Source organism: Enterobacter sp. SM3 (genome assembly GCF_009811935.2).
GTDB classification, from domain to species: Bacteria; Pseudomonadota; Gammaproteobacteria; order Enterobacterales; family Enterobacteriaceae; genus Enterobacter; species Enterobacter asburiae_D.
In genome coordinates this window covers 3,066,648-3,084,969 of the sequence record NZ_CP099971.1, presented here as the reverse complement: position 1 = coordinate 3,084,969, position 18,322 = coordinate 3,066,648, and the positions used below count along the sequence as shown (strand labels likewise).

The following is an 18,322-nucleotide window of genomic DNA, read 5'->3' as shown; positions in this document are numbered from 1 at the left end:
ATGAAAACAGGAAAACCTGAACGTCCGTATTATCAACAAACCGTTGACGAAACCCTGTCGAATATCCACTCCACCCTGGAAGGCCTTAGCGGCACTGAGGCATCAGCCCGACTTCAGCAGCACGGTGAGAATGCGTTACCGCAAAAAAAGGGCAAACCCGCCTGGCTGCGCTTCCTGGCGCATTTTAACGACGTATTGATTTACGTTCTGCTGGTGGCCGCGTTGCTTAAGCTCTTTATGGGCCACTGGGTAGACATGTTTGTGATCCTTGGGGTTGCCATCATTAACGCGCTGATTGGCCATATCCAGGAGAGCAATGCTGAAAAATCGTTGCAGAGTATTCGCAATATGCTCTCCAGCGAGGCCGTGGTGGTACGACAGGGGAATCATGAAACGATCCCCACTACGGCGCTGGTCCCGGGAGATATCGTGGTGATCCGCGCCGGGGATCGTATCCCTGCGGACCTGCGCGTGATTGAAGCGCATAACCTTCGCGTGGAGGAGGCCATCCTGACCGGCGAATCCACCGTTGTTGAGAAAAACAGCGATGCGTTAAGCGGGGAACTGCCCTTAGGTGACCGGTATAATCTGCTCTACTCAGGCACCACTGTCAGCTCCGGCGGCGGTAAAGGCGTGGTGGTGGCAACCGGGGGCGAGACCGAGCTGGGCCACATCAATCAGATGATGTCCGACATCGAAAAGCACCGCACGCCGCTGATGGTGCAGATGGACAAGCTCGGTAAGACCATCTTCATCACTATCCTGGTGATGATGGTGGCGCTGTTTGTCTTTAGCCTCCTGTTCCGGGATATGCCGGTTTCAGAACTGGTGCTGTCGCTTATCAGCCTCGCCGTTGCCGCCGTGCCGGAAGGCCTGCCGGCCATCATTTCCATCATCCTTTCGCTTGGCGTACAGGCCATGGCGCGTCGCAAGGCCATCATTCGCAAGCTGCCTACGGTGGAAACGCTGGGCGCAATGACGGTCATCTGCTCGGATAAAACCGGCACCCTGACGATGAATGAAATGACGGTCAAAGCGGTGATTACCGCTGACACGACCTATCGCGTGGAGGGCGACAGCTACGAACCGGTGGGGAATATTCACCCCGTAGATGATCCGACGCCCGTCAGCGTGACGCAGGGTTCTCTGCTGGAACGCTATCTGCGCACTATTGACCTCTGCAATGACAGCCAGCTGATCAAAGACGAGCAGGGGCTGTGGAAAATTACCGGGGGCCCAACCGAGGGCGCGCTGAAGGTCCTGGCGGCGAAAATTCCGCTCCCACCGCTCGATACCGAAATGCGCAGCAAAATCCCGTTTGATTCGCAGTATAAATACATGTCCACGTTGTACCGGCTGGGCGATGAAGAGGTGATTTTGATCACCGGCGCGCCGGACGTCCTGTTCCGCCTCTGCCAGTACCAGCAGACGAATGACGGACTGCAGCCGTTCGATCAGCCTTACTGGGAAGGGAAGATTGAAGAGTATGCCCGGGAAGGGTTGCGCATGGTGGCCGCGGCCTGGAAACCTGCCCGCGAGGGGCAACGCGAGCTGGATCACCCGGACCTGCACGATGGCGTGATCCTGCTGGGCATTGCTGGAATGATGGATCCGCCGCGTCCGGAGGCGATTACCGCCATTGCCGACTGTCTGCAGGCCGGGATCCGCGTGAAAATGATCACCGGCGACCACCCGCAAACGGCAATGAGCATTGGGCAAATGTTGGGGATTGGTAACGCCGCAAGCGCTATCACCGGCCGTGAGCTGGAGGCGATGGACGATCGTCAGCTGAGCGACGCCGCGCAGCAGTACGATATTTTCGCCCGAACCAGCCCGGAGGATAAATTCCGCCTTGTGCAGGCCCTGCAAAGTAAACAGGAAGTCGTGGGCATGACCGGGGATGGCGTAAATGACGCCCCGGCGCTCAAGCGGGCGGATGTGGGTATCGCCATGGGGATTAAGGGGACGGAAGTCACCAAGGAAGCCGCCGACATGGTGTTAACGGATGACAACTTTGCCACCATTGCCAGCGCGGTGCACGAGGGGCGTCGGGTTTACGATAACCTGAAAAAGACCATTCTGTTCGTTATCCCCAGCAACATCGCGCAGGCCCTGCTGATCATCATCGCGCTGCTTGCGGGGAACCTGATCCCGCTGACGCCGGTCCTGATCCTGTGGATGAACATGGCGACGTCGGCAACGCTGTCGTTTGGCCTGGCGTTTGAAGCGGGTGAGAAGGACATCATGAACCGGCCGCCGCGCAAGGCGAATCTCCATGTGATGGACGGCTATGCCATCTGGCGCGTGGTGTTTGTCGGTCTGATGATTGCCATCAGCGCCTTCGTGCTGGAAGCCTGGCTACAGCCGCGCGGCTACTCGGCGGAGTTTATCCGCACCGTACTGCTGCAAACCCTGGTAACGGCGCAGTGGTTCTACATGCTCAACTGTCGCGTGAATGACGGCTTCTCGCTGAGCAAAGGCCTGCTGGCGAACAAAGGGATTTGGATCGTCAGCGGCGTGCTGCTGGCGCTACAGCTTCTTATCATTTACGCCCCCTTCATGCAGATGCTGTTTGGCACCGAAGCGCTGCCGTTCCGCTACTGGGTCATCACCTTGCTGATTGGTTTTGTGATGTTCCTTATCGTCGAGGCGGAAAAAGTACTGACGCGCCGGTGGCGCAAAACCGAGGCGTGATAGCGTAAACTGAGAAAGCCTGAGCCCAGGCTTTCTCTTTTCCGCCGCATACGGTTGATGGTTGCGCCGCTATCGTTATCTTATCGACAGAAAACGTTCGTTTACTAATGTGCAACAGACCGTTTAGTTTATTATTGTTCTCATTGTGAAGCGCTTTCGATAAATTCGTATTACCCCAATTCCTGGTTTATACGAATATGAATAAAACGCTATCTATGCCCCTGGTGGTATTAATTGCATGCCTGTCCGTGGGCGGATTAATATCTACCGATATCTTTTTGCCTGCGCTGAGCGAAATGCAGTTGTTTTATAAGGTCACGGAGGCGCAAATACAGGATGCTATCGCCCTGTTTTTATTTGGTGTTGCGTTTTCACAGCTGGTGTATGGGCCGTTAAGCGACAGCCTGGGGAGAAAGAAAACGCTTATTGCGGGGCTGTTAATCTGGTTGGTTTCGACGGTCGGCGTTATTTACTCTACTCATATTAATGAGCTGCTTATTTTACGCTTATTACAGGGCATCGGCTCCTGCGCCGGTATCACCATCAGCCGGGCGATTATTAATGACATGTTGGATAAGAAGTCTTCGGCCCAGCTGTATCTTGTCATATTTCCCTTTGTCGGGATGTCACCGGCTATTGCGCCCATGATCGGCGGCGTTTTAACCCAACACTTCGGCTGGAAATCCTGTTTTATCTTTTTGACCTTGTTTATCGTCATGACGCTGGGACTCTGTCTCACCGCGCTGCGCGAAACGTTACCGCCTGAAAAAAGGCAAAGGCTGAGCGTGATGGCGGCCATGGTCAACACCCTTGTGGTGTTAAGAAACAGGCAGTTTTTGTTTTATGCCGCCATTCCCTGTTTTGCTTACGCGGCCTATTTTTCCTATATCGTCGAGTCGCCCTTTTTGCTGGGCAAGCTTGGGCTTTCACCGCTTTATATCGGTTACACCTATATTTTGCTTTCCGTAAGCTACGTGGCGGGGAATCTTATCGCTAAAAAAAGATCTCGCCTGGTGGGTATTGAAGAGACCATTCGCCGTGGGTATCGCATTTTTGTCATCGGCGGCATCGTCTTTGCGCTTCAGATGTACTTAAGCCCAGTGCCTTTGTTCACCAGCATTATCTCCATCGGCATTCTGACTTTTGGCAATGGCTTCCTGCTGCCGTTGGGCACGGCGTCTGCCATCGCGGCACATCCGCAGGCGTCAGGAACGGCCTCGGGGGTGATGGGCGCATTACAGCTTGGAAGCGCAGCGCTCGCAACCTTCCTTATTGGAAAACTCTCCGCTCATGCTCCCGTCATGACCGCGCTGATTATTGCCTGCGTCTGCGTTGTAGGTTTCCTTGTATATGTTTTTGGTCAATATGGGTTTATGGAATTTATCTCCAGTAAAGAGAGTAATATCAATGATTAATAATATAGATGTCACATTAAGGGATGGCGGGTATCAAAACAATTTTAGCTTCCCCGTAGACTACGCAATTAAGCATGTGCGCGCACTGGTGGGCAGTGGCGTTGAATGGATAGAAATAGGTTACCGAAACGGTTCGTTTAAACCCATCGCGGATATTGGTTTAACCGGAATGTCTCCCGATAATTATATCCAGGCGATTCATGATGCCGTGCCCGAAGCAAAATTAGTGGTCATTGCCCACCCTCATAATATTAACCGACAAGATATTATTAGCCTCCGAAAAAGCGGCGTTGCGCTGCTGCGGATCTGTATCAAAACAGATAATCCCCAACCCGCGCTGGAAATGTGTGAGGTGGCGAAAGAGAACGGTCTGCGCGTGAGTATGAACTTTACGCGAGCCAGCCAAATTAACGCGAAGACGCTTGTTGACGTGGCATTGCAGTGTGAGAAAGCCGGGGCCGATATTATTTGCATTGCGGACTCTAACGGCAGCTTGCGGCCAGAGCAGACCGCGCGTCTGGTCAACCTGCTTAAATGCACCACCCCGCTTGAGGTGGGATTCCATGCCCACGATAACCTGGGGCTGGCAATGGCAAACTCCATTGAAGCCGTAAAGGCTGGCGCGACCTTTATTGATAGTTCCCTGACCGGCATGGGAAAAGGGGCGGGAAACCTGGCGATGGAAACCTGGCTGTCGCTGTGTAATTTCAACGAAGGCAAAGACCGTTATCACACGGAGTGGATATTTAATCAGGTGCATCAGCTGGTATCGAAGGAATTCTACAACGCCTCTTACCGCAGCGTGGTGGATATGATCCTTGGGGTGAAAAATCTCAGCGTCGAAAACCGGAAGATGGTGGAAGAGACGCTGACGACAGAAAGCCAGAGAACCTTCAGCGCTATTGATAACGTGATCACAGGAACGGCAGCATGAAATTACAGGATGCAGTAATACTGGCGCCGGTCATGCCCGCCTGGGACGGGGGGGCGTTTTGCGCTCCGCTGGTTACCTTGCTCGAAGAGAAAGGATTTTCCGTCACGATCGTTGATACGTTGAACCTGATTACACACGACGATCCGCAGAGCGCGATTGACGTGCTTTGCCAGACGCTAAATGCCCAAGTCAAACGCCCCTGGCTGCTGGTGGGGTTTGCAATGGCAGGCACGCTGGTGCAGCTGCTGGCGCACCGTTTACGCGGCGTAGCGGGCGTCTTGAGCGTGAGCGCCCCCGGTTTTGCCGACGAAAAATTAACGCAGCGGCTGGTTCGTCTCATCTCTCTACTTGAAAAAGGTGAACTCGGTTCGTCCATGGATATTCTGCATCACTATGTCCTGCCCGAAGGTTCGCCTGCGCCGCGGGAGAAATTTACCCTGCCAGATACCGAGAAAATGTCGGCGATTAAGAGAATGCTCACCGGATTCTCACTGCTGTTAAAGATGGATGCCCGCGCGGATATTGCCGCCTATGACGGTAACTACCTGGCGATTGTGGGTGAAAAATCCCAGCTGGCCTCATGGGAAAACCAGACCCACAGCCCCCGAACCCAGCACTATTACAAACGCATTCCCGGCGCGGGGATGCGTCCGTGGAATGACAATCCGGCTGCGGTGAATGCGCTGCTCAACGAATGGATCGATACCTTATGAAAAATGTTCTGGTATTGCCGGGAGACGGTATTGGTCAGGAAGTGTGCGACGCCGCGTTACCCGTCATCGGTGCGCTGGATCTTCCCATCCACCTGACCTTTGGGGAAATAGGCTGGTCCTGCTGGGAACGTGAGGGTAATCCTGTGCCAGCCCGTACCTGGGATCAGATTGCGGAGGCTGATGCAGTGCTGCTGGGGGCCATCACCAGCAAGGGAAAATTGCAGGCTCAGCAGGCGCTACCTTTAGCGCTCCGGCAGAAAGGCATTGAGTACGTCTCACCGGTGATTCAACTCCGGCAGAGGCTTGGGCTCTTTGCCAACATCCGTCCGGTGAAATATGTAACAGGGGAGCGACGTCCTTTCCGCTGCTGTGTGATCCGGGAAAATACCGAGGGGTTGTACGCCGGAATGGATTTTAAAGGCGTCGGCGCGAACGTGGCCAGCTGGCTTAAGCACCCGAACCTCGAAAAATATGGCCCGGACGAGGCGGCATGGTCAGTCCGCCTGCAAACGCGCTATGGCCTGGAGCGCCTGTTTCAGACGGCCTTCGACTATGCCCGCAAAAACCACTTTTCGCGCGTCACGTTTGCCGATAAACCCAACGTCATGCGCGAAAGCGGCCATTTCGCAGCAACCATTTTTCATGAAGTGGCCGCGCGCTTTCCTGACATTCGGGCAGATATTCATAACGTTGATGCGATTGCCCTCTGGCTGGTACGCAAGCCTCACGAGTTTGGCGTGATTGTCGCAGAAAATATGTTTGGCGATATCCTGTCGGATCTGGCTGCCGGCGTGATGGGGGGACTTGGCCTGGCACCCAGCGCCAATATTGGCAGTGAGGTAGCCTATTTTGAACCCGTACACGGCAGCGCGCCGGGGATGGCGGGGCAGGGAAAAGCCAATCCGTGTGCGATGTTCTACACGATTGCGCTCATGCTGGAGTACCTGGGCTTTGAGGCGCAGGCGGAAAAACTGCAGCAGGCTGTCGATCGCGTTGTTCGTGACGGGAAGGTGGCCACCTACGATTTAGGCGGCTCGGCGACAACGCAGGAGATGGCAAAGGCAATAATCGACGCCCTGGTTCAGCCAGCCATCGCGAAAACGGCCAGCGTGATCGCGATTGGTGATGAGCTCCTTTCCGGGCAATGCCTTAACACAAACCAGCAGACTATCAGTCAATGCCTTGAAAAGGCGCATTACCGGGTCAGATTTCAGGCGACCTGTGCAGACAATATCCCGCAGATACGCTCGGTAGTGACGGGGCGTATCGGGCAGGACGATCTCATTGTGGTATGCGGCGGACTTGGCCCAACCTCTGACGATAAAACCCGCGAGGCGATTGCTCAGGTCCTGAATAAACCGCTGGTACACGACGAAGAGACGTGGAAAACCATTGAACGCCGTCTCGTGACGTTCGGGGTGAAGAACGATCCTTCGAATCGTCTTCAGGCGCGTTTCCCCGAAGGCGCTTCCATTCTGGATAACGCTTCCGGCACCGCACCAGGGTTCAGCGCATGCGTGGCGGGCAGCCAGCTGGTGGTTCTGCCTGGGCCGCCCTCCCAGGCGTTACCGATGCTGGAAGAGACGCTGGCAAACAGCGTGGAAACCGGGCCTGAAAGGAAAAAGCACAGCTGGACCCTGCTCGGCATCAGCGAGAGCGAGGTTGGTTCTATCGTCAGTGCGCTGGTTACCTCCACGGACTGGGACAGCCATTTCTTATGGAAAAGCCCTTACGTCATCGTCCAGATTGTGACGCCTGAACATCGGCCTCTGCCGCTTTCGGTGAGGCAAAGTCTGGACAGCGCGCTGCGTCCATATCTTGTGAGTAAACGGAATAAAACGGCGGGAGAAATACTGCAGGAGGCGTGCAGTATTCGCTGGCATACGTCAGATGCAGACCTCCCGGCTTACCTGCCCGCAGGATCCCAGCACCGAAAAGGAGAGCCAGCGGTCAGGATGGATGTGACGGTTAGCCCCTCGCTCCACGAGCTTCCGATCGGCGAAGCCCATCTGGGGCAAATGACAATATCGGTTCGTCACCAGAATGGTCAGGCGCATCAGATGACGTTTCCGATGAACAGAATACTGCTTGCGCAAACCCTGCCGGAATATGCCGCCTGGTGCGCCTTAAAAACCCTGACAACACAACATGGATAATTCGACAATGACGACTCACCCGACGCTTCAGTCGCGCCTGCTGGCGCTGGATACGGCAGCCATTTCGGATGCGCTGGACAGTTTATACATTGCGGGTGGCCTTGCGGGCATTAAGCTGCAGGCCGGGGGCGGAAAGCTGGCAGGGCCTGCCTGGACCGTCAAGTATGAAGCCTGCGTGGTGGAGAAAAACCAGTTTATGAATGCGGGGAACTATATCGATCAGGTTCCGGCTGGCGCGGTCATCGTTGTGGACAATGGTGGCCGTACGGACTGCACCAACTGGGGCAATATTCTGACCACCAAAGCCGTGCTTAAAGGCATCGCCGGTTCCGTCATCTACGGCTCAGCCAGGGACATTGCAGACATTCGTCAGATGAATTACCCGCTGTTCGCCAGCAATATCTATATGGTTTCCGGCAAGAACCGTGCGCGGGTCAGCGCGGTACAGTGTGCGCTGCAGATTGAAGGGGTAACGGTCTGCCCCGGCGACTGGATTTTCGGCGATGAGAATGGCGTTCTGGCGATCCCCGCTGAGCAGCTGGAGGAGGTGATCCGTCGGGCTGAAAATGTTGAAAAGACGGAGCGTGAAATCATTAATGCTGTTCGTGAAGGCACCTCGCTCGACGAAGCCCGACAAACGCTTGGCTACCATGTGCCCTGGGAAGCAAAAGCATGACGCGCCCGTTTTATGACTACTGGGCGTCCCGCCTGCGCTTTCTGGACGTGCACTATCACGCGCGCCCGGACAGCTATCAGCGGCGTTACTCCGCAATGGAGGCCGGGGAACGTTACGCGCAGCTTCAGGGGGGCGTGGTGCTTAAGAACCACCTGGGGAGCGTCAGTGCGCTGGCATCGGCAATGCAGGAGAGGGGGCTGCCCGTCTTTGGCTCGGTTGTACTGAATGCCGCCGCCGGGGGAATAAACCTTAACGTTGTCCGCCAGGCGCTGAGTCAGTATCAGTTTGACGGCGCGCCCAGGCTGCTTGTGCACTTGCCAACCGTGGTTCCAACGGCGCATAAAAGCGGGTTATCCCGGACGTTCAGTAACGAGTATGCCCGGCATTTCGCCGGGCAGCCGCTCTCGATTGCTGACGATGGGGGTGAATTACGTTCTGGCGTAAAAACGCTCATTCATTTTGCCCGGCATCATGACATTGTGCTCTCCTCAGGACATGCAACGAAAGACCAAACGCTGCGTCTGATTGAGGCCGTTGAGCGAGTGGGTGGATGCAGGCTGATGCTGAACCAGCCGGCGAATCCGATGACGGGATTTACCGCCCGTGAACTGCGCGCGCTCGGCGAACACGAGTGGCTCTTTGTTGAGCAGTGCGCCCTGACGGTCTATTTAGGCTATCAGCCCCTCGACGATCTCTATGAGGTGCTGACGGGAGTCCATAACCTGGTTTACAGCTCGGATCTGGGCCAGCCGGGCCAGCCCGACATCGGCGAGTGGCTGGAGGATAGCCACCGCTGGTTCAGAGAGGCCGGACTGGATGCGGCGCGCATCGATGAGATCGCGCTGCTGAACCCGCTCAGGATGTTGGCGCCGGGGCCGTTGCAAGGTTAAGCGTGCGGAGGAAATCAATAAATGCCTGTTCCTTGGGCGAGGGATGAGGATTGATATGCACCACGTACATGGGAAGAGGGGCAGGCATATAGGCATCAAGGGCGGTGATGATTTCTCCTGACTCCATTCCCGCTCTCACGGTGAATTCCGGCAGGTAACAGATCCCTAACCCGTGATGCACCATATTGCACAGGTCGAGGCTGTTGCTCACTCTGGAGACGTAATGAGGGCGGATTTCAACCAGCTCATCGTCAATAACAAATTTCCAGCTGCGGCGGTGGTTATCAAAATGCAGAAGGCAGGTATGCTGGCGCAGCTCGTCAGGATGTTGCGGAATACCGTGCTGCTGCGCGTAGGAGCGTGAAAGACAGGTATATTTTCGCCAGTAGCCAATCAGCGTGTAATAAAGGTTGCTGTCGGGGAGTGGCCCGCACTGAAGCGCCAGATCGAAGCCGTGGCTGAACAGCTCCATGCAGTGATTGCCGGTCACGATGTCCAGCCTCAGATTGGGATAGCGCTCCAGGAAGGCGCCAAGGTGCGGAATAACGTGCTGGTTGCTGATTGAATGGGGTATACCCACTTTGAGATTGCCGCCAATTTCGTTACTGAGGCTTTTGACATCCCTGAGGCAGGACTCATATTCATCAATAATGAGCAGGCAGCGCTGGTAAAATTGCTCTCCAGCCGTCGTCAGTGAAATGCGGCGCGAATTGCGTTTAATCAGTTGCGCATTTACCTCGCTTTCCAGCTTTTCAATTCTGCGGCTGATCATGGCCGGGGAGAGTTTCATGGCCATCGCGGCGGCACGGAACCCCTGACACTCTACGACCATTCTGAAGGCTTTCATATTTTCCAGCATTGTGTCCTCCTGACGCTGGTCTGGTATCGCTATTCTCGCATTATTTCATCAGCATGTTGTGCTGGTTTTTATTGCAAACCGTTATCGCAGCGTGACTATTCTGACAAATTTCGCAGCGGGCAGTTATAGTTAGCCTGTGACTATCAGGTTTAAGATCAGGGAAACTATGATTCGCTTATTCTCGCTCGCGTTAATGCTTGCTGCCATAACTCCCGGTGCGCTGGCCGTTACGTACCCACTTCCCCCTGAAGGCAGTCGTCTTGTTGGCGCTCCCGTTACGGTTGTGGTCCCCCAGGGGAATACCCGGCCGCTGGAGTATTTTGCGGCGCAGTACGGGCAGGGGCTGAGCAACATGCTGGAAGCAAACCCGGGCGTGGATCCTTTTTTGCCAAAAGCCGGAACGACCTTAACCATCCCTCAGCAGCTGATTTTGCCTGACACCGTCCGCGAGGGCATTATCGTGAATGCGGCAGAAATGCGCCTCTACTACTACCCGCCGGGTGGCAATACCGTTGAAGTGCTGCCCATCGGCATCGGTCAGGCCGGGCGTGAAACCCCGCGTAACTGGGTGACGGCCGTTGAGCGTAAGCAGGAGGGGCCAACCTGGTCTCCGACGCCAAATACGCGGCGTGCCTATGCGGCAGAAGGGAAAACGCTTCCGGCGTTCGTGCCCGCCGGGCCGGATAACCCGATGGGGCTGTATGCGATTTATATCGGCAGGCTCTATGCCATTCACGGCACAAACTCGAATTTCGGCATCGGGCTGCGGGTGAGCCAGGGCTGTATTCGTCTGCGTAATAACGATATCAAATACCTTTTCGATAACGTTCCCGTGGGAACCCGCGTGCAGCTTATCGATCGGCCCGTTAAAGTCACCACCGAGCCGGACGGCAGCCGCTGGGTGGAGGTTCACGAGCCATTATCACGTAACCGCGCGGAATTTGAGTCAACCCGGAAAGTGCCTCTGCCTATTTCAGCCGCGCAGCGAACGCAGCTGATAAACGAGGGCGCGGGCGCTGAACTGGAGCGGCGATCGGGGATGCCGGTTAAGATCGGCATGTGAGGTGATTTTCGCCGGGTGGCGGCTGCGCCTTACCCGGCCTACGATTCGAGGTTTTTGTAGGTCGGGTAAGGCGCAGCCGCCACCCGACAATTTTACCAGATGCCGAAAAGCAAAAAGCCTGCTTTTAAAGCAGGCTTTTTAAATTTGGCTCCTCTGACTGGACTCGAACCAGTGACATACGGATTAACAGTCCGCCGTTCTACCGACTGAACTACAGAGGAATCGTGTGAACGGGGCGCATATTATCGACCTGCGTTCGCCTTGTCAAAGGGTGGATCAACGCCTTTTGATCGTTTGCTGACAAAATCGGCAAAGTGATGTTTTTGGCAGCAGAATGCACCGTCATGGTGCGGGTATACCCCTAATGGGGCAGATCATAAACTGCTGTATCGGTAATAAAACCCCCCTCCATGATTAGGTTTCCTTATTTTCAGGCGCTTAGCGAACAATTTAGACCGCCTGGTAAAAGTGGCATTCATATTGCAAAACCTGTTCAACAACGACAGCCGGTTCCGGCACAGCATTTCGAACAGGGGGCAAAATGAACTTAAGACGACTGAAATACTTCGTAAAAATCGTCGATATCGGCAGCCTGACTCAAGCGGCAGAAGTGCTGCATATCGCGCAGCCCGCGCTGAGCCAGCAGGTGGCTACTCTGGAAGGCGAGATGGATCAGCAGCTGTTGATTCGCACCAAACGCGGCGTCACACCAACGGAAGCAGGCAAAATCCTTTATACCCATGCGCGCACCATCCTTCGCCAGTGTGAACAGGCGCAGCTGGCGGTGAATAACGTGGGGCAGACCCTGAGCGGGCACGTGTCTATCGGCCTGGCGCCGGGAACGGCCGCGTCCTCTATTACCATGCCGCTGCTGCAGGCCGTTCGCGCCGAGCTGCCTGAAGTGCTGGTCTACCTGCACGAAAACAGCGGTTCCGTCCTGAATGACAAACTGCTCAATGGCCAGCTGGACATGGCGGTCCTATACGATCGCTCCCCGGTCGCCGGCATCACCAGCCAGCCGCTGCTGAAAGAAGATCTCTACCTCGTGGGGACTCGGGACTGTCCGGGCCAGAGCGTAGACCTTACCGCCGTGGCAGAGATGAACCTCTATCTGCCGCGCGACTATAGCGCCGTGCGCGTGCGCGTGGACGAAGCGTTCTCCCTGCGCCGCCTGACGGCCAAAATCATCGGTGAAATTGACTCAATCTCCACGCTCACCGCGGCCATTGCCAGCGGAATGGGCGTGACGGTTCTGCCGGAGTCCGCAGCACGCTCGCTGTGCAGCGCGGCAAACGGCTGGATGGCGCGGATCACCACGCCTTCGATGAGTCTGCCGCTGTCGCTGAACATGTCTGCGCGCGGTTCGCTGTCGCCTCAGGCACAGGCGGTAAAAGAGATTTTGATGTCGCTGGTCAGCAAGCCGTCGCTTGAGAACCGTGAACTCCAGCTCGTGAGCTGATATTCCATAAAAGCATAAGATGCTGGTTTTTATTATTTGTTCTGCAGCTCGGCTGACTCTAACAATAGAGCTATGTCAGATGCGCCGGAGTGAATCGTGAATTTCCAGCAACTTAAAATTATCCGTGAGGCGGCCAGGCGGGACTACAACCTGACCGAGGTCGCCAATATGCTTTATACCTCTCAGTCCGGCGTCAGCCGCCATATCCGCGAGCTGGAAGAGGAACTGGGTATAGAGATCTTTATCCGTCGCGGCAAGCGGCTGCTCGGCATGACGGAGCCGGGTAAGGCTTTGCTCATCATCGCAGAGCGGATCCTCAACGAGGCCAGCAACGTGCGTCGTCTGGCGGATCTCTTCACCAATGACGCCTCGGGCGTACTCACCATCGCCACCACCCACACCCAGGCGCGCTACAGCCTGCCGCCGGTGATAAAAGCCTTCCGCGAACTTTTCCCTGACGTCCGTCTGGAGCTCATCCAGGGCACGCCGCAGGAAATTGAAGTGCTGCTGCAAAACGGTGGGGCGGATATCGGCATTGCCAGCGAGCGCCTGAGCAACGACCCGCTGCTGGTGGCGTTCCCCTGGTTTCGCTGGTACCACAGCTTATTGCTCCCGGTCGATCATCCGCTGAATCAGGTCTCTCCTCTGACGCTGGAAGACGTTGCGAAATGGCCGCTGATCACATACCGCCAGGGGATCACCGGACGTTCGCGCATTGATGAAGCCTTCAACCGTAAAGGGCTAACGCCGGATGTGGTGCTGAGCGCGCAGGATTCTGATGTGATCAAAACCTACGTTGAGCTTGGCCTGGGCATTGGTCTGGTTGCGGAACAGTCCAGCGGAGAACGCGAGGACGGGAATCTGGTGCGTCTTGATACGCGACATCTGTTTGACGCCAATACCGTATGGCTTGGCCTGAAGCGCGGGCAACTGCAGCGCAACTATGTGTGGCGCTTTATAGAGCTCTGCAACGCCGGGCTGTCGGTGGATGAGATTAAACGCCAGGTGATGGAGCCGGAAGAAGTGGCGATTGATTATCAGATTTAGCTGCTGGCCTGCCCGGTAGCGCTGCGCTACCGGGCTCATCGCTTAGTTGAACGGATATTTTTTAAAGACCGCCTGTGATTCGAATGATTCGGCAAATGCCTGAATCTCTCTGAAATCCGCTGCGTTAACGACGTGCGGGATCATCGACTGAATAAACGTCCAGACAACCGTGCTCGTGACGGCAACCTGATCGGGAACGGTGGTGGCGGGGCGCCCCTCCAGTAAGGTATTCCATTCCCTGCAGGCCGCCAGCAGCTGGGTTGTAATGCGTTCGACCCATGCAGCGTGCTGCTTTTCCACCGGGCGCTGGTGGTGTTCATACACATTTTGCACGGCCTTCTCAGCGGCGGCGAGAATAAAGCCCAGCGTCTGAAGATCCTTTGCCTGCGCATCCGGCGCGACGGGCAGGAGTCTCCGCTCGGGGGTGGCCTGAGACTCAAAATAGTTCAGTATCAGCGACGAGTCCATCAGCCGTATTCCGTTATCCAGAATCAACGTTGGCGCTTTTACCGCGGGGTTGATCCGGGAGAACGCTTCGAAGGTGCTAAAGACTGACAGCGGCTGGCTTTCAAACTTAACGCCATAAAGCTCAAGAGAGATCGCCACGCGCCGTACATAAGGCGAATCCATCATGCCAATAAGCTTAATCATAATTCCCGTTTTCCTGTCTCTGTGAAATAACGCGTCATTGAAAAGGATGAACTGACATTACAATACAAACTTCCTGGCGAATATCTTCAGTATCTTACCGTAAAGGTTAGTATTACTGACATGTGGGCAAGCTGTCGTTATAGATCCAGTGCAGATAAGGGAGTGTTTTCATGTCCGATTTTCCACCCATTGCCAGTTTGCGAAGCTTCGAAGCCGTCGCCCGTCTTGGCAGCGTGACGCTGGCGGCGAAAGAACTCCACGTTACCCATTCCGCTATCAGCCAGCAGATCAAAGTGCTGGAGGAGATGGTGGGCGTGAAGCTCTTCATCCGGAACGGGCGAGGGGTGCAGCTCAACGAAGAAGGGCGGCTCTATGCCCTACAGGTACGCGAGGCGCTGAACCATATCGCAGATGCCACCCGGCTCGTGCAGGTGAAGCCGAGAAAACAGGAGCTGACGCTGGCGATGGTGCCGTCTTTTGGATGCCACTGGCTGTTGCCGTGCCTGGAACGCTTTCGGGTGAAATATCCACTTATCACCCTGCGGATCCAGGCCAGCCTGACGGTCACCAGCCTGCAACAGGAGGGGATAGACATCGCCATACGGATGGGGAAGGGAAACTGGGAGGGGAGTGAAAGCCATTACCTTTTTTCCGATGAGCTCATCGTGGTGGCCGCTCCTGGCTATAACGACGGCGTGCTGCCCGCTACGCCGGCTGAGATTGCAAAGAGTCATATTATTTTTTCCATGGAGTCCTGGAAAACGTGGTGCGTGAATGCGGGGCTGGAGAAAGAGATCGTGCCTGGCGGTTTATGTATTAACGACTCCAATATCATTATCGAAGCCGTTCGGCTCGGGAAAGGCATCGCGCTGGAGCGTCGCTCTCTGGTTCAGGATGCCATCACCAGAGGTGAACTGGTCCAGCTAACCTCCATCACCGCGCCGTATCCCTGGCCTTACTGGCTGGTGACAGCGCAGCCAAAGGAGGCGAAGCCGGAGGTGGCTCTTTTTGTCGCGTGGCTGAACGAAGAAGTGCGGATCTGGCTTCAGCAGACGGCGCCCTGAGAACGATGTCAGGCCAAATACTTTCGAATATCGGAAGGCGCATAGTTTTGTTCCCACAAAGCCTTCATCATCAACATATAGGGTTCCGCATAAGTAAAAAAAGCCTGATAGCTTTCGCAAAAATAATTAAGCTGCGGCTCACCGGATTGGGAAAGCGCTATGCGGTCTTTTGCACAACCGCCGCGGCAGGCGAATTCCATTTTGCAACTCGTACATTCTTTTGCCAGTTTCGCTGTGAAATGTGGATTGCTGTCATCACAGGATGCATAAACGCAGGTTGGCACAGATAACCCGCACCACGCAGCAAATGCATGCTCAAAGATAGGGATTTTAATCGTTCCAATGTCCAGGCGTATCCAGGTATAAAAAATCGTTTTCAAAAAAATCCCCAGTGCGGCGGGCGCAAGGCTTTGCGCGTCCACACCACCTTGTTCAAGCGGTTTAAGTAAGGGGATAAACAACATATGGCGACTGCCAAGACTCTTCAAATAATGATAGACCCGCAGCGGCTGCTGGCTATTTATGTTGTTAAGGACGGTAAGCGTACTGAATGCAATGTCGTGCTTATGCAGTAGCCTCACGTTTACTTCAATCATATTAGCCACTGGGCTTTGAGAAATCGTTTTGCTGAACGTGTCGCTTTGCTGACTATCACCATCTACCGAAATGCAAATAAGAAAATCATTCTTTTTGATGAATTCACACCAGCCGTCATCTAACGTAATACCGCTGATGAGCAATGTATTAATAATAGTTTTACCTTGTGCAAACCGCAGCTGTAAGTCAATGACGCGTTTTAAAAAAATTAATCCGTCAGACGTTAATTCTTCATCTTGCCAGGAAAAATGCACATCGCCAGTTTCCCATGATTCAATTTTCTGACGAATATATTGCTTAAGCGTCGTATCATCCATACAACCCGTTTGGCATTCCGGGTGCAGTCGCATTTTATGGAGATGAGAGCATTCTGTACAATGTAAATTACAGAATGTAGTTAAGTGTTTTTCCGTCATAGGGCAACTTTCCATCTTTATAAAAAGTGATGCCATCCACAAATGAATGGCATCATTATTTTATTATTTACTGACTTCAACGCGCATTTCATTAACTTGTGCAGGAACGATTTTGTGCCCTGACTTCAGATAGTCAATGACCACATCGGACATATTGTGTCCGGCACGGACTTGAACATTTTTCCCTTCTTTAAATGCCAGAAAACCATCGCCTCCTAAAGCAAGGAATGTCGTCGTAGCAACATGGTAAGTCTCCGTATCGGCAATCTCTTTGCCGTTAATTGTGAAAGATACGACGCGCTTACCTGCTGGTTTCTGCGGCATATAATGCATTTCAGCCCCCTGTGACATTTGAAGTATGCCATTCGTGAGCGATGCGCCATGCTCCATCAGATTACGCAGATCCTTGCCGCTGAGATCCATCTCTGTAAGCTCATTCTTGAAGGGGAATGTGCTGGTGATATCACCAAAAGTAACAGGGCCTGCGTTGAGATCGGCCCGTAAGCTACCAGAATTAATCAGCGCTATCTGTGCCTTCGGCGCGGCGGCAAGCATTGCATCCGTAAACAAGTTCCCAAGTTGTGATGACTCGCCATAGGCACGGGTTAACGCGATGGGGGATTCACCGACCGGCTGGCGCACGATATCCGCGAGTTTTTTATTCCAGCCATTAATAACCTTCTGCGTTGTTGGATCAGGTTTCCATTCATCAACGTAAAGCGTTTTAAGCTCGAAGCTTTTCACTTCATGGGTATGCGTGGCAGGTTTAACATCGAGTACCAATTTACCGACATCGATACCGCCGCTGTCAGTTGAGAGGATTAACGTATTCCCCACTTTGATCGGTTCTGGCGTTCCTGTGTGAGCATGTCCGGTGATAAGAATATCAAGTCCTGTGACCTGGCTTGCCGTCTGAATATCTTTATCCAGTGCACGTCGGACATCGGTATTCCCAATGCTGGACTGACGCGCCGGAACACCTTCATGAATCAGCGCGACGGTAACGTCAACTTTGCCCCGCAGCTCATCCAGGTAGTGCTGCAGATACTTCACCTCATCGCGAGCCTCAATCCCCTGGTTCTTAAGGGCCGCTGCTGATTTATCAAAGCGGTTGTTATTATCATTATCGAGACCCTGGAGCGAGAGTTCTGAGACAGTGTCATTAAACGCAAACACGCCGTGCAGCCCAATAACGCCAATCTTTACGCCATCTTTTTCCAGAATGGTATACGGTTTGTTCCAGAAAGGTTTTTCGCTGTCCTTATGGAATACATTCCCTAACAGAACAGGGAAGTTTGCCTTGCTTAACTGGCGCAGGAGATTATCCCAGCCATGGTCAAATTCATGATTGCCAATTGATACCGCATCAAAGGGCATAGTATTCATAATATCAATTATTGCCTCCCCCTTTGTCAGACTGCTGATATAGGGGCCGGTAAAGTAGTCACCGGCATCAAAATAAAAGGTGGCTTTATTTTTTGCTTTTTCCTGTTTTACTAAGGTCGTGATATTAGCGAATCCGCCAATATCCCTTGTGCCGTTGGCGACATAAGGAAGTTTGTAAGTATCGACATGCGCGTGGAGATCGTTGGTATAGATAATAGTGACATCTTTGGCACCTGCCCAAAATGGCAACGTCAACAGAACACTTGCAGCAATTATTCTTTTCTTCATGGCCAATTCCTTTT

15 protein-coding genes and 1 tRNA gene are annotated in these 18,322 nt (G+C 54.1%); 11 read left to right on the top strand and 5 right to left on the bottom strand.

Annotated features, from left to right (window positions below; translation table 11 throughout):
* From GVO84_RS14510 to GVO84_RS14480, 7 genes are all read left to right on the top strand, one after another.
* A complete protein-coding gene (locus GVO84_RS14510) occupies nt 1–2,694 on the top strand; it encodes a cation-transporting P-type ATPase (RefSeq protein ID WP_023336221.1) in 2,694 nt (897 codons plus the stop codon).
* Between the two features lie 197 nt (nt 2,695–2,891).
* Nucleotides 2,892–4,109 carry a multidrug effflux MFS transporter gene (locus GVO84_RS14505; RefSeq protein WP_159514503.1) on the top strand — a complete coding sequence of 406 codons (1,218 nt, stop codon included), beginning with the start codon at nt 2,892–2,894 and terminating at the stop codon, nt 4,107–4,109.
* Nucleotides 4,045–5,043 carry a 3-hydroxy-3-methylglutaryl-CoA lyase gene (locus GVO84_RS14500; protein ID WP_236545856.1) on the top strand — a complete coding sequence of 333 codons (999 nt, stop codon included), beginning with the start codon at nt 4,045–4,047 and terminating at the stop codon, nt 5,041–5,043. The genes GVO84_RS14505 and GVO84_RS14500 overlap by 65 nt, the downstream gene beginning before the upstream one ends.
* Nucleotides 5,040–5,756, top strand: a complete 717-nt coding sequence (locus tag GVO84_RS14495; RefSeq protein ID WP_159514502.1) for an alpha/beta fold hydrolase — start codon at nt 5,040–5,042, stop codon at nt 5,754–5,756. Before GVO84_RS14500 ends, GVO84_RS14495 begins: the two co-directional genes overlap by 4 nt.
* Complete coding sequence (locus GVO84_RS14490) at nt 5,753–7,912, top strand: isocitrate/isopropylmalate dehydrogenase family protein (RefSeq protein WP_236545855.1); 2,160 nt, start codon at nt 5,753–5,755, stop codon at nt 7,910–7,912. Before GVO84_RS14495 ends, GVO84_RS14490 begins: the two co-directional genes overlap by 4 nt.
* A 7-nt stretch (nt 7,913–7,919) precedes the next feature.
* Nucleotides 7,920–8,588 (top strand): RraA family protein, encoded by a 669-nt coding sequence (locus GVO84_RS14485; RefSeq protein ID WP_159514500.1) that lies wholly within the window; start codon nt 7,920–7,922, stop codon nt 8,586–8,588.
* Nucleotides 8,585–9,478: a DUF6282 family protein gene (locus GVO84_RS14480; RefSeq protein WP_159514499.1), complete on the top strand. Its 894-nt coding sequence runs from the start codon at nt 8,585–8,587 to the stop codon at nt 9,476–9,478. The genes GVO84_RS14485 and GVO84_RS14480 overlap by 4 nt, the downstream gene beginning before the upstream one ends.
* On the opposite strand, the gene GVO84_RS14475 is transcribed toward GVO84_RS14480, so the two are convergent.
* Nucleotides 9,444–10,337, bottom strand: coding sequence for a LysR family transcriptional regulator (locus GVO84_RS14475; RefSeq protein ID WP_159514498.1), 894 nt, complete (start codon nt 10,335–10,337; stop codon nt 9,444–9,446). The two genes, GVO84_RS14480 and GVO84_RS14475, sit on opposite strands and share 35 nt — an antisense overlap.
* A gap of 166 nt (nt 10,338–10,503) precedes the next feature.
* Between GVO84_RS14475 and ldtA the strand changes: the two genes are divergently transcribed.
* Complete coding sequence (gene ldtA / locus GVO84_RS14470; RefSeq protein WP_159514497.1) at nt 10,504–11,400, top strand: L,D-transpeptidase; 897 nt, start codon at nt 10,504–10,506, stop codon at nt 11,398–11,400.
* A 145-nt stretch (nt 11,401–11,545) separates the two neighbouring features.
* On the opposite strand, the gene GVO84_RS14465 is transcribed toward ldtA, so the two are convergent.
* Nucleotides 11,546–11,621: transfer RNA gene (locus GVO84_RS14465), tRNA-Asn, on the bottom strand.
* Nucleotides 11,622–11,941: 320 nt separating this feature from the next.
* Between GVO84_RS14465 and nac the strand changes: the two genes are divergently transcribed.
* The gene (nac, locus tag GVO84_RS14460) at nt 11,942–12,859 is read left to right on the top strand and encodes a nitrogen assimilation transcriptional regulator NAC (protein ID WP_008499475.1); all 918 of its coding nucleotides are present in this window, start codon (nt 11,942–11,944) and stop codon (nt 12,857–12,859) included.
* Nucleotides 12,860–12,955: 96 nt separating this feature from the next.
* The gene (gene cbl, locus GVO84_RS14455; RefSeq protein ID WP_159514496.1) at nt 12,956–13,906 is read left to right on the top strand and encodes an HTH-type transcriptional regulator Cbl; all 951 of its coding nucleotides are present in this window, start codon (nt 12,956–12,958) and stop codon (nt 13,904–13,906) included.
* Nucleotides 13,907–13,948: 42 nt separating this feature from the next.
* Here the strand turns inward: cbl and GVO84_RS14450 are convergent, their stop codons facing one another.
* Nucleotides 13,949–14,557 carry a glutathione S-transferase family protein gene (locus GVO84_RS14450; protein ID WP_159514495.1) on the bottom strand — a complete coding sequence of 203 codons (609 nt, stop codon included), beginning with the start codon at nt 14,555–14,557 and terminating at the stop codon, nt 13,949–13,951.
* Between the two features lie 170 nt (nt 14,558–14,727).
* Between GVO84_RS14450 and GVO84_RS14445 the strand changes: the two genes are divergently transcribed.
* Nucleotides 14,728–15,621, top strand: coding sequence for a LysR substrate-binding domain-containing protein (locus GVO84_RS14445; protein WP_159514494.1), 894 nt, complete (start codon nt 14,728–14,730; stop codon nt 15,619–15,621).
* An 8-nt stretch (nt 15,622–15,629) separates the two neighbouring features.
* On the opposite strand, the gene GVO84_RS14440 is transcribed toward GVO84_RS14445, so the two are convergent.
* Both GVO84_RS14440 and GVO84_RS14435 read right to left on the bottom strand, forming a co-directional pair.
* Entirely contained in the window at nt 15,630–16,535 is a 906-nt protein-coding gene (locus GVO84_RS14440) for a radical SAM protein (protein ID WP_236545853.1), read from the bottom strand.
* A gap of 162 nt (nt 16,536–16,697) precedes the next feature.
* Nucleotides 16,698–18,308, bottom strand: coding sequence for a bifunctional metallophosphatase/5'-nucleotidase (locus GVO84_RS14435; RefSeq protein WP_159514492.1), 1,611 nt, complete (start codon nt 18,306–18,308; stop codon nt 16,698–16,700).
* Nucleotides 18,309–18,322 lie beyond the last annotated feature (14 nt).